The organism is Parvibaculum sp. MBR-TMA-1.3b-4.2, assembly GCF_053628815.1.
Window position 1 is genome coordinate 3272384 of record NZ_JBRJHC010000001.1, and the last position, 11848, is coordinate 3284231.

The 11848-nt window shown below is 63.1% G+C and carries 11 protein-coding genes and 1 other RNA gene; 11 read left to right on the top strand and 1 reads right to left on the bottom strand.

Annotated features, from left to right (window positions below; genetic code table 11):
* Positions 1-22 precede the first annotated feature (22 nt).
* The 3 genes from ACSSVQ_RS15670 (at position 23) to ACSSVQ_RS15680 (ending at position 2453) form a co-directional block, all read left to right on the top strand.
* Entirely contained in the window at positions 23-715 is a 693-nt protein-coding gene (locus ACSSVQ_RS15670; RefSeq protein ID WP_454184273.1) for a TerB family tellurite resistance protein, read from the top strand.
* A gap of 130 nt (positions 716-845) precedes the next feature.
* Positions 846-1712, top strand: coding sequence for a DMT family transporter (locus ACSSVQ_RS15675; protein ID WP_454184274.1), 867 nt, complete (start codon positions 846-848; stop codon positions 1710-1712).
* 9 nt (positions 1713-1721) lie between these two features.
* On the top strand, positions 1722-2453 hold the full coding sequence (locus ACSSVQ_RS15680; protein WP_454184275.1) for an N-acetylmuramoyl-L-alanine amidase: 732 nt from the start codon (positions 1722-1724) through the stop codon (positions 2451-2453).
* A 37-nt stretch (positions 2454-2490) separates the two neighbouring features.
* Here ACSSVQ_RS15680 and ACSSVQ_RS15685 read toward each other — a convergent pair whose 3' ends face one another.
* Complete coding sequence (locus ACSSVQ_RS15685) at positions 2491-3453, bottom strand: quinone oxidoreductase family protein (RefSeq protein ID WP_454184276.1); 963 nt, start codon at positions 3451-3453, stop codon at positions 2491-2493.
* A 116-nt stretch (positions 3454-3569) separates the two neighbouring features.
* Between ACSSVQ_RS15685 and rnpB the strand changes: the two genes are divergently transcribed.
* The 8 genes from rnpB (at position 3570) to mraY (ending at position 11845) form a co-directional block, all read left to right on the top strand.
* Positions 3570-3948: RNase P RNA component class A (gene rnpB, locus ACSSVQ_RS15690), an RNA gene on the top strand.
* A 299-nt stretch (positions 3949-4247) separates the two neighbouring features.
* Positions 4248-4742 carry a division/cell wall cluster transcriptional repressor MraZ gene (locus ACSSVQ_RS15695; RefSeq protein WP_454184277.1) on the top strand — a complete coding sequence of 165 codons (495 nt, stop codon included), beginning with the start codon at positions 4248-4250 and terminating at the stop codon, positions 4740-4742.
* Positions 4743-4768: 26 nt separating this feature from the next.
* The gene (gene rsmH / locus ACSSVQ_RS15700) at positions 4769-5743 is read left to right on the top strand and encodes a 16S rRNA (cytosine(1402)-N(4))-methyltransferase RsmH (protein WP_454184710.1); all 975 of its coding nucleotides are present in this window, start codon (positions 4769-4771) and stop codon (positions 5741-5743) included.
* On the top strand, positions 5740-6099 hold the full coding sequence (gene ftsL, locus ACSSVQ_RS15705) for a cell division protein FtsL (protein ID WP_293323741.1): 360 nt from the start codon (positions 5740-5742) through the stop codon (positions 6097-6099). The genes rsmH and ftsL overlap by 4 nt, the downstream gene beginning before the upstream one ends.
* On the top strand, positions 6096-7829 hold the full coding sequence (locus ACSSVQ_RS15710; protein ID WP_454184278.1) for a peptidoglycan D,D-transpeptidase FtsI family protein: 1734 nt from the start codon (positions 6096-6098) through the stop codon (positions 7827-7829). The genes ftsL and ACSSVQ_RS15710 overlap by 4 nt, the downstream gene beginning before the upstream one ends.
* Before the next feature lie 26 nt (positions 7830-7855).
* Positions 7856-9322: a UDP-N-acetylmuramoyl-L-alanyl-D-glutamate--2,6-diaminopimelate ligase gene (locus ACSSVQ_RS15715; protein WP_454184279.1), complete on the top strand. Its 1467-nt coding sequence runs from the start codon at positions 7856-7858 to the stop codon at positions 9320-9322.
* Entirely contained in the window at positions 9319-10752 is a 1434-nt protein-coding gene (locus ACSSVQ_RS15720) for a UDP-N-acetylmuramoylalanyl-D-glutamyl-2,6-diaminopimelate--D-alanyl-D-alanine ligase (RefSeq protein WP_454184280.1), read from the top strand. Before ACSSVQ_RS15715 ends, ACSSVQ_RS15720 begins: the two co-directional genes overlap by 4 nt.
* Positions 10753-10771: 19 nt before the next feature.
* On the top strand, positions 10772-11845 hold the full coding sequence (gene mraY, locus ACSSVQ_RS15725; protein WP_454184711.1) for a phospho-N-acetylmuramoyl-pentapeptide-transferase: 1074 nt from the start codon (positions 10772-10774) through the stop codon (positions 11843-11845).
* The last annotated feature ends 3 nt before the right edge of the window (positions 11846-11848 follow it).

Here is an 11848-nt window from a genome sequence, read left to right on the forward strand (position 1 = left end):
AATAGCGGGCGCCGGCGTTGGAATGGCCGTTGGTGGGCCCCTTGGCGCTCTGGTGGGTGCGGTGGCGGGACATATCGTCATCGACCGCGCGCTGGAGGACCATGAGGTCGTCTTCACCATCGCCCTCATCGCGCTGTCGGCCAAGATGGCCAAGGCCGACGGGGAGGTGAGCGACGCCGAAATCCAGGCTTTCCAGCAGGTCTTCGACATTCCGGCGGAGGAGGCGCGCAATGTCCAGCGCGTCTACCAGATCGCCCAGCAGGATGTCGCCGGTTACGAGGCCTATGCCCGTCAGGTCGCCCGCATCTATCGCGACAAGCCCGCGGTGCTGGAAGACGTGCTCGATGCGCTGTTCCACATCGCCAAGGCGGACAAATTCGTTCATCCGAACGAGATCGAATTCCTGAGGACTGTGGCGGATATCTTCGGGTTCTCAGAGGTCGAGTTCGCCCGTATCCGGGCGAGCCATCTGGGGCCGGACCGGTCCGACCCCTATCTGGTGCTGGGCATCACGCCGGATATTTCCAACCAGGACCTCAAAAAGGCCTATCGCCGTCTCGTGCGCGAAAATCATCCCGACATGATGGTTGCGCGCGGCGTGCCCAAGGAACTCGTCACCATCGCCAATGAAAAGCTCGCCGCGATCAACGACGCCTATGATCGGATCTGCCGCCAGAGAGGCCTCAAGGAGGCCTTGAGCGAAGAAGTTTCCTGAGGGCAGGGCTGGCGGCGCTCTGCTGCTTGCGGTAACAAGATTAAAAGTGACATCGACGTCAGCTTTGGGCGTTCTCCTTCCGGGGGACGCCTTCTGCTTGGCGGTACCCGCAAGGCCGACGCCCATGGGCATGACCCCCACACATCTCGCCTTCATGATGCTGATCAATCTGATCTGGGGCTTTGCGCTTGTGGCGGCGAAAGTATCGATCGGCCATTTCCCGCCGCTGCTTTTTGCGGCACTGCGCTTCCTCCTCATCGTGGCCGTGCTCTTCCCCTTCCTGAAGATTCACAAGGGGCAGATGAAGGAAGTCATCATCATCTCGCTGTGCGCGGGGCCCATCGGGTTCGGCTTCTTCTTTGCCGGTCTCGCGATTTCGGATGCCTCGGTCGTGGCGGTGGCAAGCCAGCTCGGCGTGCCGTTTTCCGCCATCATGTCGGTGATCTTCCTGAAAGAGCAGGTGTTCTGGAAGCGCTGGCTCGGCATCACGCTCTCCTTTGCCGGTGTGATGGTTATCAGCTTCGACCCGACGGTCTTTCGTTACATCGACGGCCTCCTGCTGGTGGTCTGTTCCGCGCTGGTCAGTTCCGTCGGCACGATCTATCAGCGCCAGATCAGGCATGTCGGCGTGTTCGAACTTCAGGCCTGGGTGGCGACCGTCGCTGCGCCGCTGATGCTGCTGGGATCGTTCGTGTTTGAATCGCATCAGATCACGGTCATCCAGACCGCCTCGCTGCTGCAATGGTCGGGGATTTTCTATGTGGCCTTCGCTTCCAGCTTGGTCGGCCATGCGGGTATCTTCTACCTCCTGCAACGCTATGAAGTGACGCAGACCGCGCCGCTGACATTGCTTGCGCCGATCTTCACCGTCTTCTTCGCGGCAACGCTTCTGGGTGAGACGCTGACACAGCGTATGATCGTCGGCGCCCTGATTGCGCTTACCGGCGTGCTCATCGTCTCGATACGTCAGAAGCGTATCGTGGACACCGGACCCTGAGGATAAGTCATGGCCATTGAATGCATCGAAAGGCCGTCGCCCAATCTCGACGAGCGTCAAGCGCCGGTGGATATCCTTCTCATGCATTACACCGGCATGGAGACGGCGGAAGCCGCGGCGGAACGCCTGTGCAGCGCGGAAGCGCGCGTCTCCGCTCATTACATGGTCTATGAGGACGGACGGATCGTCCGCATGGTGCCCGAAGAGATGCGCGCCTGGCATGCGGGCGTATCGAGCTGGGCGGGCGAGACCGACATCAACAGCCGGTCCATCGGTATCGAGATCGTCAATGGCGGTCACGATTTCGGTTGTCCGCCTTATCCGGAAGCGCAAATGGCGGCGGTGGAAGCGCTGTCGAAAGAAATTATCGCGCGCTGGAATATCCCCGCCCGTCGCGTCATCGGTCATTCCGATGTGGCGCCCGGGCGCAAGGCCGATCCCGGCGAATGGTTCGACTGGGCGCGGCTCGCCCGTGCTGGTGTCGGGCTATGGGTGGAGCCGGAAGAGATCGTCGAGGGGCCGAGCCTTGCCAAAGGAGAACGTGGCGATCATGTCGCCGATCTTCAGTTCATGCTGGCCGATTACGGCTATGGCGTGGAGGTGATGGGCCGCTATGACGAGATCACCGAGCAGGTGGTGACGGCCTTCCAGCGGCATTTCCGGCAGGCGAGGGTGGACGGCATTGCCGATATTTCCACCATCATGACGCTGCGCCGCCTGGTGGAGCTGGCGCGGGGATAAGTCCGGCAGGCCCCGGAAAGGAGCCTGCCGAAACGCTTTACGGAATCATGATGACCCGGCCGAAGGCGGACCGGCCTTCGATATAGGCATGGGCGTCCGCCGCTTCGGAGAGCTTGAACTCCTTGTCGAGCACGACCTTGAGTTCGCCCTTTGCGGCGTCGTCGATGAGCGACTGGATATTCTCCCGCACGCGCGGCGAGAAGATTTCCGCGCCGAGGAACACGCCCGTGAGAGAGCGGTTGCCGGCCATCATGCTTTGGACATCCACCGTCATGGGTTCCCGGCCGGCGCGACCGACCATGGAGATGCGCCCGCGATATCCGAGCACGTCGATGGATTTCTGGAGGGTGGAACCGCCCACCGGATCGACCACGAGGTCGACGCCGCGATTGTCGGTGAGTTTCATCACCTCGGCGACGAGGTCCTGCTCGCGGTAGTTGATGCCGTGATCCAGACCGAACTCCTTCAGCCGGTTGAGCTTTTCTGCGCTTGAGGCCGTGGCGATGACGGTCGCGCCCTCGCGCTTGGCGAGCTGGATCGCAGCCAGGCCAACCGCTCCGGCGCCGGCCTGAACGAGCACCGTCTCGCCGCGCTTCAGATGTCCGAATTCGAACAGGCAGTCATGCGCCGTGCCGAAGGGAATGGGGATGGCGGCCGCCTGGCGAATGTCGAGCCCGTCCGGCACGGGCCAGGCGGTGGCGGCGAAGACGGCCCGCTTTTCGGCATGGCTGCCATACATGTTCACCGTCGTGACGCGCTGTCCGACCTTCAGGTCTTTCACATTGCTGCCGGTTTCGAGGATGGTGCCTGCCGCCTGATAGCCGACGATATGCGGTGTGGTGGCGAGTTCGCCGCCCAGCCGGTTCAGCGTATCGCCGCCCTCGATGGAGACGGCTTCGACCTGGATGACGATACCGTCATCGGGGCATTCGGGGTCGGGGACGTCCTCGTATTTCAGGACGGTGGGCGGCCCGTTCTCGTAATAGACGGCGGCTTTCATGGATTTCCTCCCATAATTGAATTGGTAACCGGCAATGTCGTTACGGAAGAGGCCGGGCACAAGGCCATTAATTGGCTTGACGGGTCCATGTTCCCGTCCCTAAGTCCTTTTCAGGGTCAGATGGCCGGATGGCCGCTGTCGCAAGGCAGAGGAAAGTCCGGGCTCCACGGAAGCACGGTGCCGGATAACGTCCGGCGGGGGCGACCCCAGGGAAAGTGCCACAGAAAGCAAACCGCCTGCGGGGCAACCGGCAGGTAAGGGTGAAAGGGTGCGGTAAGAGCGCACCGCGCGGCCGGTAACGGTCGTGGCAGGGCAAACCCCACCGGGAGCAAAACCGAATAGGGGTGGCGCGTCCTCCTTTGCGGGGACAGGTCCGTTTCCGGACCGCCGCCCGGGTTGGTTGCAGGAGGCGTCCGGCAACGGGCGTCCCAGATGAATGGCCATCGACCGCCTTCGGGCGGGACACAGAACCCGGCTTACAGGCCATCTGACCCTCTTTCATCTCACTCACGCAGCGCGTTTTCATTGCCGCCGAAAGGCCCCGGTTTTTCATGGGAGGGCATGTATGTTTTACTTTTGTTCTCAAAGTAACCGTCTCCTTTTGACCCGTCTTGACCGCCGGAATGCCGCAGAATTCCGCGATTTTACTAGGTAATCCCGTTGACGCCCATGAATTCCCATGATATCCCATACTATCCCGTAGAGGTGCATGTCGGCCCATTTGTGCCCGGCGCTCAGGCGGGGCGCCGCGGGCGATTTGGCCGGGCGGCGGGACAGGGGACGAGGTCGTCGGCATGGAGTCCTTCAGGGGGCGCTACACCAACAAGATCGATGCGAAGGGCCGGGTTTCCGTGCCCGCCAAATTTCGCGCGATCACGATCGGCCAGGGCTATAACGGCATCGTCTGCTTCCCCTCCCTCAAGGGGGCGTCCGTCATCGAGGGGTGCGGACCGGAATTTTCAAATCTGATCGAAGAGATGCTGGCGCAGCTCGCGCCCTTCTCCGACGAGCGCGAAGAGCTCGCCATGGTGTTGCACGGCAATGCCTGGGAGCTGATGTTCGATGCCGATGGTCGCGTCGTGCTGCCTGAAGAGCTTCGTGAACGCGCCGGCATTACCAATGAAGTGACCTTTGTGGGCATGGGTCAGCGCTTCCAGATCTGGGAGCCCGCGGCCTATGCGGCCCATTACGAGCAGGTGATGAAGAAGGTCGGTTCGCTGAGCGACCTTCTGAAGCCGCCGGCGCAGATGGCGCGCGAGCGCGGCGGGAACGATGGAGGTGCCTCGTGAGCGAGAAGGCGCCGCATATCCCGGTCATGCTGCCTGAAGTGCTCGAGGTCGTTTCCCCGAAAGACGGCGGTCTTTATGTCGACGGGACCTTCGGGGCGGGCGGCTATACGCGCGGCCTGCTTGAAAGCGCGGATTGCGCCGTGCTGGCGATCGACCGGGATCCCAATGCGATCCTGCGCGGGCGCGCGCTCGAAACGGAATTTGCCGGCCGTCTGACGCTGGTCGAGGGCTGCTTCGGCGATATGGCCGAGCTTGTACGCGGCCTCGGCCATGAGGCGGTGGACGGGGTGGTGCTCGATCTCGGCGTCTCCTCCATGCAGATCGACGAGGCGGAGCGCGGCTTTTCCTTCCAGAAGGACGGGCCGCTCGACATGCGGATGAGCCAGAGCGGGCCGTCCGCCGCCGATGTCGTGAACGAGTATGAGGAAAGCGAGCTGGCGCGGATCATCGCCGTCTATGGCGAGGAAAAGCGCGCGCGCGCCGTGGCGAAGGCCATTGTGGCGGCGCGGCAGGAAGCTGCCTTTTCTCGGACGCTGGAGCTTGCCGACCTGGTTGCCCGGGTGGTGGGGCGCAAGCCGCAGGACAAGATTCATCCCGCGACGCGGACGTTTCAGGCCCTTCGCATTTTCGTGAATGACGAGCTGGGCGAAGTTGCCCGCGGCGTTTCAGGCGCAGAGGAAATTCTGCGCGAAGGCGGGCGGCTCGCGGTGGTGACGTTTCACTCCCTTGAAGACCGCATCGTGAAGCGGTTCCTGATGGCGCGCACGGGCCGGGCCGGACGCGCCAATCGCCATATGCCCGAAACGGAGGAGGCCACTCCGTCGTTTCGCGAGATCGCGCACAAGGCGCGCAAGGCCTCGGCCGGTGAGGCCGGCGTCAACCCGCGCGCGCGATCCGCGAAACTTCGCGCCGCCGAGCGCAGCGATGCGCCGGTCATTCCGCTCGATCTCGCGGCGCTGGGCTTTCCCCGGGTCCCCTCCCTTGAGGGAGGTGCCGCATGATCCGGATCCTGAACCTTCTACTGCTGGTCGGTGTCGTTGCGCTGTCTATCGGTCTTTACGACGTGAAGTATCGCGCGCAGCGGGCGGAACGCGAGGCCGACAGGCTCGATCGCCAGATCGCGCGCGAAAAGGATGCCATCAAGGTGCTGCGCGCGGAATGGGCGCATCTGAATGAGCCGGACCGGTTGCAGGCGCTGGCCAAGCGCTACACCAGCCTTCGTCCTGTGTCGCCGGGGCAGATCGGGAAATTCGAGGATATTCCGATGCCGCACCGGACTGACGAGTTCTATGTGCCGCAAGGGCAGTCGCTGGGCGGTATGGCGGGCATTCAGGCAGGCGGGAGCATGATCCGATGATCGGGCGTCGTCAGCCTTCCAATAACCGCATGATCCGCGCCGGGCACGACGCGATCGCCAAGCCCGATTGGGGGCGTGGCGCCTCGGCGCGCAAGCCGCGTGCCTCGCAGCGCCGTATCTTCCTTGCCGCGGCGATTTTTGCCGGTTGCTTCTCGCTGGTCGGGGCGCGGCTTGTCGGCCTGGCGATTACCGGCGGCGATGGTGCGCCGCGCGTCGCCTATGCCAAGCCCGTAGGGCAGGTGGTGCGGCCCGATATTCTCGACCGCAATGGCGACGTTCTGGCGACCGACATCTCGGTCGCCTCTCTCTATGCGGATGCAAGGCATGTCATCGACCCGCAGGAGGCGACGGCGAAGCTCGTCTCCGTTCTTCCCGATCTCAATGCGGGGGAGGTGGACAAGAAGCTGTCCTCCGGAAAGGCCTTCATCTGGATCAAGCGCGATCTGACGCCGAAGCAGCACCAGGCGGTGCACGATCTCGGTATCGCAGGGCTTGAGTTCCGCCGCGAGCGGAAACGCGTTTATCCCAATGGTGCGACGGCGGCGAATGTGCTCGGGCTGGTCAATATCGACAATCACGGCATTGCCGGGATGGAGCGCTATATCGACCGGAATGTTCTGGGGGAGAAGGGCGAGCCGAAGAAGCCGGTTGTCCTGTCGCTCGACGTCTCGGTTCAGCATGCCCTGCGCGATGAATTGCTGAAGGGTATGAAGGAGTTCTCCGCCAAGGCCGCGGTCGGCATCATCATGGATGTCCATACCGGGGAAGTGATCGGGTTAAGCTCGCTGCCGGATTTCGACCCCAACGACCCGATGGCCGTGCCCGCCAATGCGCGTTTCAATCGCGCGACGCTGGGTGTCTACGAGCTCGGGTCCGTTTTCAAGGCCGTCACCATGGCGGCGGCGCTCAATTCGGGGCTGATCGACCCGAAAGCCAAGGTCGACGCGACCAAGCCGATGAAGGTCGGTCGTTTCACGATCAGCGACTACCACGCGGAAAATAAGAAGCTGACGCTGCCGGAAATCTTCATGCATTCGTCGAATATCGGCACGGCGAAGATCGCGCTGGAAATCGGCGCCGATGTGCACCGGGATTATCTGAAGCGCTTCGGTCTTCTTGAAAAGCCGCAGATCGAACTGCCGGAAGCAGGGGCTCCCATCCTGCCGACGCGCTGGTCTGAGATTACCAATATTACGACATCCTATGGTCACGGAATTGCCGTTACGCCGCTGCAGGTTGTCTCCGCTCTAAGCGCCATCGTGAATGGCGGCACGCGCGTGACGCCCACGCTGGTCCGGCGCGATATGCCTCAGCATGGCGCGCGCGTGATTTCCGAAGGCACGAGTCGGGATATGCGTTGGCTCCTGCGCCTCGTCGTCGAAGGGGGCACGGGCAAGAACGCGGATGTTGTGGGTTATCCGGTGATGGGCAAGACGGGAACGGCGGAGAAGCCGGAGAATGGCGGTTATGCCAAGCACAAGCTCATCACGTCTTTCGTCAGCGCGTTCCCGGCGAACAGGCCGCGCTACGCGATGATCATCATGTTCGACGAGCCCAAGGGCACGAAGAAGACTTACGGCTATGCGACGGCCGGCTGGAACGCGGCGCCGGTGACGGCGCGCGTCGTCAAGCGTGTCGCGCCGCTGCTCGATATCGAGCCGGAGCAGCCGGAACGGTCTGTGCCGGAGGGTGCGCAGCTCGTGTCTTATCAGTTTCACAATGCCCGTTAGTTTGGCGAGGAAGGAAGTTGGGTCACATGCAGTTGTCGGCGTTGATAGGAGCGGATGTCCGTCTCCCCCGGTCCGGGGGAGATGCGGAAATTCGTGGCCTGACCGCCGATAGCCGTGCGGTCGAGCCCGGATTTCTCTTCGCGGCGCTTCCCGGCACCAAGGCCGATGGCGTTCGGTTCATTCCCCAGGCTCTGGAGAAGGGCGCGGCGGCCCTTCTCGTCGGGGGGGGTGTCGAGCTGCCGGCGGGGGTTTCCGTACCGGTGATTTCAGACCGTAATCCCCGTCGGCGGCTCGCTCAGATGGCGGCGCGCTTTTTCGAGGTGCAGCCCGGCGTCGTGGCCGCCGTGACGGGCACGAACGGCAAGACCTCGGTCGCGTCTTTCGTACGGCAGATCTGGGAGATGCTCAGCGAACCGGCGGCGAGCCTGGGCACGCTCGGTATTACGGGGCCGAAAGGCGAACGGGCATTGGGCTATACGACGCCCGATCCGGTGGCGCTGCATCGCGAACTGGCGGAACTGGCCGATGAAGGTGTGACGCATCTGGCGATGGAAGCGTCCAGCCATGGTCTTGCGCAGTACCGTCTCGACGGTGTGAAGGTGAGCGCGGCGGGCTTTACCAATATCACGCGCGACCATCTGGATTATCACGCGAATTTCGACGACTACCTCTATGCAAAGCTTCGCCTGTTCGGCGAGGTCATGGGGCCGGGCGGCGTGGCGGTGCTGAATGCGGACGCTGCGCAGTTTGCCGAGTTCGAGGCGGTGTCCTGGGCGCGCGGTCACAAGGTGATCACTGTCGGCCGCAAGGGGCGGGGAATTTGTCTTGCCGCGATGCGGCCGGGCCTGCGCGGACAGACGCTCGAAATCATTCATGAAGGCCGCAATTACGATGTGGACCTGCCGCTGATCGGCGCTTTCCAGGCGTCCAATGCGCTGGTCGCGGCGGGGCTTGCCATCGGTTGCGGTGCGCCTGCCGAGGGTGTCTTCGGGGCACTCGGGAAATTGCAGGGCGCGCGCGGGCGGATGGAGGAAGTCGCACATTTGTCCGATGGTGCATCGGTTTATGTCGATTATGCCCATACGCCAGATGCGCTGGAGAATGTGCTGAGCGCCATGCGTCCCCATACGGCGGGCCGTCTGGTGGTCGTATTCGGCTGCGGCGGCGACCGCGATCCGGGCAAGCGGCCCCTGATGGGCGAGGTCGCGGCCCGGCTGGCCGACATTATATATGTGACGGACGATAATCCCCGGGGTGAGGACGCCGCCGCCATTCGTCAGGCGGTGCTGAAAGGGTGTCCCTCGGCGAGCGAAATCGGCGACCGGGGCGAGGCTATCGTCACGGCGATGAAGGCGCTTCAAAAAGGCGACCTTCTGGTGGTGGCCGGCAAGGGACATGAAACCGGGCAGATCGTCGGCGACACGACTATTCCCTTTTCCGACCACGAGTCCGTGCAGGGCGCTGCGCGCGAGATTGCGGGAGGTGCCGCATGACGCAGCCGCTCTGGACCTCCGAGGATGTGTTGGCTGCGACCGGCGGGACGGCGCATGGCGCGGGCTGGAACGCCACCGGCGTTTCTATCGACAGCCGCACGCTCGAAGCCGGCGACCTTTTCGTTGCGATTGTCGGCGAGAACTCCGACGGTCATGCCTATGTCGCCAATGCGCTTGAAAAGGGCGCCGCGGCAGCCGTCGTTTCGCGCGTGGACGACGATATGATGTCGGCCGGTTCGCTGGTTCAGGTGGGCGATACGCTCGAGGCGCTCAATGAGCTGGGACGCGCGGCAAGGGCGCGTACCGATGCGAAAATCATCGCGGTGACGGGCAGTGTCGGCAAGACCGGCACGAAGGAAGGTCTGCGCATGATTTTCGGCGCGCAGGGGCCGACCCATGCCTCCGCCGCCTCCTACAACAATCTTTGGGGTGTGCCGCTGTCGCTGGCGCGGATGCCGAAGGACACCGAATTCGGCATCTTCGAAATCGGCATGAACCATCCGGGCGAGATCACGCCTCTTTCGAAAATGGTTGAGCCGCTGGTCGGGATCGTGACGACGGTCGAGGCGGTTCATATCGAATATTTCGACAGCGTCGAGCAGATCGCCGATGCCAAGGGCGAGCTTTTCGACGGGTTGCAGCCAGGCGGTATCGCCATTCTCAATCGGGACAATCCGCATTTCGAAAGGCTGCGCGCCAAGGCTGAAGCCTCGGGCGCCTGTCGGATCATCGGGTTCGGCGAGCATGAAGAGGCGGAAGCGCGGCTCGACAAGGTGGCGCTGCGTGACGACGGATCCAGCGTCGCCGCGACCATTTGCGGTCAGAAGGTGACCTACAAGGTGGGCGTGCCGGGCCGTCATATCGTGATGAACAGCCTTGCCATGCTGGCCGCTGTGCAGGCGGTCGGCGCGGACCTTGCGCTCGCGGCGATGGCGCTGGGCCGGTTGCAGGCGCCGAAGGGCCGCGGCGAGCGGCATTTTGTGACGGCGGGCGGGCGCAGCTTCACCGTGATCGACGAAAGCTATAACGCGAACCCCGCATCCATGCGCGCCTCCATCGAGGCGCTGGGTCAGGCGAAGCCGCAGGGCCGGGGTCGGCGGATCGCCGTGCTGGGCGACATGCTGGAGCTGGGCGAAGACGCGGACGATATGCATCGCGATCTGGCGCCGGTGCTTCGTCATTCTCATATCGACCTTCTTTTTGCCTGCGGTCCGCATATGCGCGAACTGTTCAGTGCCGTGCCTGCGGCACATCAGGGGCGCTATACGCCGAGCGCCGATGCTCTCGTCGACTTGCTCGTCGAGGAAATCCGGAATGGCGACGTGCTGATGGTCAAGGGATCCCTCGGCTCGAAAATGGGGCCTGTCGTCGAAGCGCTTGTGGCGCTCGGGGAAGACGACAGCGAGAGCATTTTGCGGAACAGGGGGTAGGAACGTGCTTTACGATTTGATGTTGAGCATTTCGGATCAGGTGCCGGGCGCCAATGTGTTCCGCTATATTACGTTCCGTACGGGCGGCGCGACGGTAACGGCGCTGCTCTTCAGCTTTCTCTTCGGTCCGGCGATCATTCGTCTGTTGAAGTCGCGCCAGCGGCGCGGACAGCCGATCCGCGAGGACGGACCTCAGACACATATCATCCAGAAGCAGGGGACGCCGACCATGGGCGGCTTCCTGATCCTGGTGGGACTTGTCCCCGCCGTGCTTCTCTGGGCGGATCTTCGTAACCAGTATGTCTGGATCGTGCTGCTGGTGACGCTGGGCTTCGGCGCGGTGGGGTTTGCCGACGATTATCTGAAGGTCAGCAAGATCTCCCCGGACGGCGTGCCGGGGCGGGTGAAGCTCTTCTTCGAATTCATTATCGCGCTTGGCGCCATGTGGTGGCTGGTGCGGCTCGGCGATCCGGCCATGTCCACGGCTATCGCCATTCCCTTCTTCAAGAGCGTCCTCGTACAGGTCGGCGCCTTCTTTTTCCTGTTCGGCTGTCTCGTGATTGTCGGGTCTTCCAATGCCGTCAACCTGACCGACGGTCTGGACGGTCTGGCGATCGTGCCGGTGATGATTGCGGCGGCGAGCCTGGGGCTTATCGTTTACCTGGTCGGCAATGCCGTGTTTGCGGATTACCTGCAGATCCACTTCGTGCAGGGCACGGGCGAACTTGCGATCTTCTGTGGCGCGCTGATCGGCGCCGGGCTCGGTTTCCTCTGGTACAACGCGCCGCCCGCCATGGTTTTCATGGGCGATACGGGATCGTTGGCGCTGGGTGCTGCGCTGGGCGCCATTTCCATCGCTGCCAAGCATGAACTGGTGCTTGCCATTATCGGCGGGCTCTTCGTGCTTGAGGCCATCTCCGTCATCGTGCAGGTCGCCTCCTTCAAACTCACCGGCAAGCGCGTCTTCCGCATGGCGCCGCTGCACCATCATTTCGAGCAGAAGGGATGGGCGGAATCGACCGTCGTCATCCGCTTCTGGATCATCTCCGTCGTGCTGGCCATGGCGGGGCTCGCAACGCTGAAACTGAGGTAGGCC

What these genes read in the sequence shown, in the direction of transcription:
- ACSSVQ_RS15670 (WP_454184273.1), top strand. Translation starts at nt 23, where the DNA reads ATGGCCGTTGGTGGGCCCCTTGGCGCTCTGGTGGGTGCGGTGGCGGGA.
- ACSSVQ_RS15675 (WP_454184274.1), top strand. Translation starts at nt 846, where the DNA reads ATGACCCCCACACATCTCGCCTTCATGATGCTGATCAATCTGATCTGG.
- ACSSVQ_RS15680 (WP_454184275.1), top strand. Translation starts at nt 1,722, where the DNA reads ATGGCCATTGAATGCATCGAAAGGCCGTCGCCCAATCTCGACGAGCGT.
- ACSSVQ_RS15685 (WP_454184276.1), bottom strand. Translation starts at nt 3,453, where the DNA reads ATGAAAGCCGCCGTCTATTACGAGAACGGGCCGCCCACCGTCCTGAAA.
- ACSSVQ_RS15695 (WP_454184277.1), top strand. Translation starts at nt 4,248, where the DNA reads ATGGAGTCCTTCAGGGGGCGCTACACCAACAAGATCGATGCGAAGGGC.
- rsmH (WP_454184710.1), top strand. Translation starts at nt 4,769, where the DNA reads ATGCTGCCTGAAGTGCTCGAGGTCGTTTCCCCGAAAGACGGCGGTCTT.
- ftsL (WP_293323741.1), top strand. Translation starts at nt 5,740, where the DNA reads ATGATCCGGATCCTGAACCTTCTACTGCTGGTCGGTGTCGTTGCGCTG.
- ACSSVQ_RS15710 (WP_454184278.1), top strand. Translation starts at nt 6,096, where the DNA reads ATGATCGGGCGTCGTCAGCCTTCCAATAACCGCATGATCCGCGCCGGG.
- ACSSVQ_RS15715 (WP_454184279.1), top strand. Translation starts at nt 7,856, where the DNA reads ATGCAGTTGTCGGCGTTGATAGGAGCGGATGTCCGTCTCCCCCGGTCC.
- ACSSVQ_RS15720 (WP_454184280.1), top strand. Translation starts at nt 9,319, where the DNA reads ATGACGCAGCCGCTCTGGACCTCCGAGGATGTGTTGGCTGCGACCGGC.
- mraY (WP_454184711.1), top strand. Translation starts at nt 10,772, where the DNA reads ATGTTGAGCATTTCGGATCAGGTGCCGGGCGCCAATGTGTTCCGCTAT.